This window comes from Flavobacterium cupreum, assembly GCF_003996965.1.
GTDB classification, from domain to species: Bacteria; Bacteroidota; Bacteroidia; order Flavobacteriales; family Flavobacteriaceae; genus Flavobacterium; species Flavobacterium cupreum.
Genome location: NZ_QWDM01000097.1, coordinates 1 through 401, shown reverse-complemented (window position 1 = coordinate 401; position 401 = coordinate 1). Strand labels below are relative to the sequence as shown.

The following is a 401-nucleotide window of genomic DNA, read 5'->3' as shown; positions in this document are numbered from 1 at the left end:
ACAAGGCCGCATCCCGGGATTAATCTATTAACAAATTCGTTAATTGCTTAATTCTAAACCATGCACCTTGACCGCGTCTTTGAAGCACTCGCGTCCGGCCCGCGTCGGCAAATCCTGGCCTATCTGTCGGAGGCGCGCTTGTCGACCACCGATCTGGCCGCGCGCTTCGCCATGAGCGCGCCGGCCATTTCGCGCCATCTTTCGGTGCTCGAAACCGCCGGCTTGGGCACGCGCGAGCGCGCGGGCCAGTTCGTCTACTACCAACTCAACCGCGACAGCCTGGTCAACACCCTGACCGGCTACGCGTTCGAGGTTTGCCCGGTCGCCGGGCCGCTCAAGCGCGAGTCGCGCGCACTCAAGAAGCGCGGCGCCGAATAGCGATGTAATCCGCTTTTCAATCC

At 61.3% G+C, this 401-nt stretch carries 1 protein-coding gene; it reads left to right on the top strand.

Features of this window, described 5'->3' with window-relative positions; all coding sequences use genetic code 11:
• The first annotated feature begins 60 nt into the window (after positions 1-60).
• The gene (locus tag D0817_RS26780) at positions 61-378 is read left to right on the top strand and encodes a metalloregulator ArsR/SmtB family transcription factor (RefSeq protein ID WP_127341009.1); all 318 of its coding nucleotides are present in this window, start codon (positions 61-63) and stop codon (positions 376-378) included.
• The last annotated feature ends 23 nt before the right edge of the window (positions 379-401 follow it).

What these genes read in the sequence shown, in the direction of transcription:
- D0817_RS26780 (WP_127341009.1), top strand. Translation starts at nt 61, where the DNA reads ATGCACCTTGACCGCGTCTTTGAAGCACTCGCGTCCGGCCCGCGTCGG.